This window comes from Kitasatospora sp. NPDC059747 (assembly GCF_042732955.1).
In the GTDB taxonomy this organism is placed as follows: Bacteria; Actinomycetota; Actinomycetes; order Streptomycetales; family Streptomycetaceae; genus Kitasatospora.
This window is the reverse complement of the sequence record NZ_JBHWGV010000051.1, coordinates 21,317-23,560: the sequence shown is the minus strand read 5'-3', so window position 1 is coordinate 23,560 and position 2,244 is coordinate 21,317. Positions and strand designations below refer to the sequence as shown.

The following is a 2,244-nucleotide window of genomic DNA, read 5'->3' as shown; positions in this document are numbered from 1 at the left end:
CCACCCCCCCCCCCCCACCGTCACCACCAGCGCCCCGCCCCCCCCCACCCCCAGGAACCCCCCCCCGCCGCGGGGCCCCGACTGGTCCCACCCCGACACGAACCCCCCCCGCCCCCCCCGGCCCGGCCACCCGGGGCCGGGCCGGGTGCGGAGGGTCCTACGGGTAGGCCGTGACGGTCGACGGCGTGGTGGAGGTGCCGGTGGTCGCGGCGCCGGTGTCGTTGACGACGTGGTTGAACTGGCCCTTGCCGCCGAGCGAGACGACCAGGAGGTCGTGGAAGCGGACGTCGGGCCGGGTCGGCGTCTCGAAGGCGTGGTCCATGCGGATGGTCGGGTCGACGTTGAAGTAGCAGTAGCTCCCGAGGCCCCAGCCCTCGTGGACGGCGACCGCGTCGTCGACCTTGTAGGCGGCGAAGCCCAGGGTCGAACCGTTCTGGATGGCGGCCTGGTTGGGCGCGTCGTAGGCCTTCTCGTTCTGGAAGAAGATCGTGCGGCCGCGTTCGCCGGACCATTCGACGTCGTACTTCTTGAAGTGCTCCACGAACAGTCCGGTGCCGAGCACGTCGGAGCCGTGGACCACGAGGCCGTAGTCGGCGGGGTTGGTGTCCCAGCCGACGCCGGTGCCGTGGTCGGCCCGCCAGATCCAGGTGTGGTCGACGATCACGTTGGCGCTGTTGACGACGATGCCGCTCGTGGCCGCTCCGGCGCCGGCGCCGCCGACGCGGACGAACACGTCCTGGAGGGTGGTCGGGTCGGCGGCGTGGCCGGCGCCCGCGCCGTCGGGACCGACCTGCACGAGGACGGGCGAGTTGACGGGCCCGGCGTCGACCAGGAGTCCGGCCAGCCGCACGCCGTCGACGTCCGCCACCTTGACGGCGGTCACGCCGTTGTCGGGCACGAGGGTCGCCAGTCCGAGGCCGAGCACCACCGTGTCGGGCCGGGTGATCTCGATCGGCCGGTCCAGGTGGTACACGCCCGGGGTGAAGAGGAGGTCGAGCCCTTGGGCCAGGGCCGTGTTGACGGTCGCGGCGGTGGCTCCCGGCTTCACGACGTAGAAGTGGTTCAGCGGCCGCGACTCGCCCTGGAGGGCGCCGTCCCAGGAGACCCCACGCGCATTGGTGCGCAGGGCCGGGACGAACACCTTGTAGTCCGCGCCGTCGAGGTAGAGGAAGGGCTTCTCGCGGGAGACGGGCGTGGTGTCCAGCGTGGTGTAGGGCGGGTTGGGGAAGCTCTGGGCCGGCGCGCCCTGGACACCGGAGAAGACCTGGTTCCACACGCCGTTGGAGAAGCCGCCGATCGCGCTGTCACGGGTGTACCACTGCTGCTGCGAGTAGTTCCCGACGCTGCCGTCGATCCTGCTGTCCGCGATGTAGCCGCCGCTGGCCCACCCGTACCCGGCCGGGGAGAGGTTGAGGCCGCCGCGGACGTGCATGCGGCGGAACGGCGCGGCCTGGGCCACCGCCCACCGGTCGGTGCCGTTGGCCGGGGTGAGGGCGAGGTTCTCGGCGGAGCGCCAGAAGTTCTGGGTGGCGTTGCCGTTGAACCAACCGGCGTCGACCGTGACGTCGCCGTTGATCGAGGTGTCGTCGGGTTTCAGTCCCAGGCCGGCGACGGACGTGTAGAAGCCGAGCTGGAGGTTGAGGTTGCCGTAGGAGCCCGGTTTGAAGAGGAGGGCGTAGCGGTCGGTGCCGAACTGGTTGGACTCCTGCTGCTTGAAGACGCGGTCCGCGGTCGCCTGGATGTCGGGCGTCGAGGGGTCGAAGACCAGGACGTTGGGCCCGAGGTCGCCACCGCCCTGGACGGGGGGCGCGTCGGAGGTGTTGACCTGGAACTCCCACAGCGAGTAGCCCCAGGCGGTGCCGCGGGCGAGCCCGTTCATGCGCACGTAGCGGCCGGTGCCGTTGACCGCGAGGGTCTCGGTGCCGCCCGTCCCGTGGTCGGTGGCGTACGCGGTGCGCCAGGTCGAACCGTCGTCCGAGACCTGGATCTGGTAGGAACGCCCGTACGCGGTCTCCCAGTCGAGGACGACGCGGCACACCTGGCGGACGGTGCCGAGGTCGACCTGGAGCCACTGGGGGTCGCTGAAGGCGGACGACCAGCGGGTGCCGGGGTCGCCGTCCACGGCCGCGGCCGCCGGTGTGCCCGCGTTCTCCGTGGAGGAGGCGGTGGCCGGCCGGCCCCGTGCGGCGTTGTCGGTCCCGCAGTCGGCGGCGGCCCGGGCCCCGGGGCCCGGCGCGGCGGCCC

1 protein-coding gene is annotated in these 2,244 nt (G+C 72.5%); it reads right to left on the bottom strand.

Annotated features, from left to right (window positions below; translation table 11 throughout):
- Nucleotides 1-157: 157 nt before the first annotated feature.
- On the bottom strand, nt 158-2,244 hold a 2,087-nt coding region (locus ACFV4G_RS22455), incomplete at its 5' end, for a discoidin domain-containing protein (protein ID WP_380443076.1).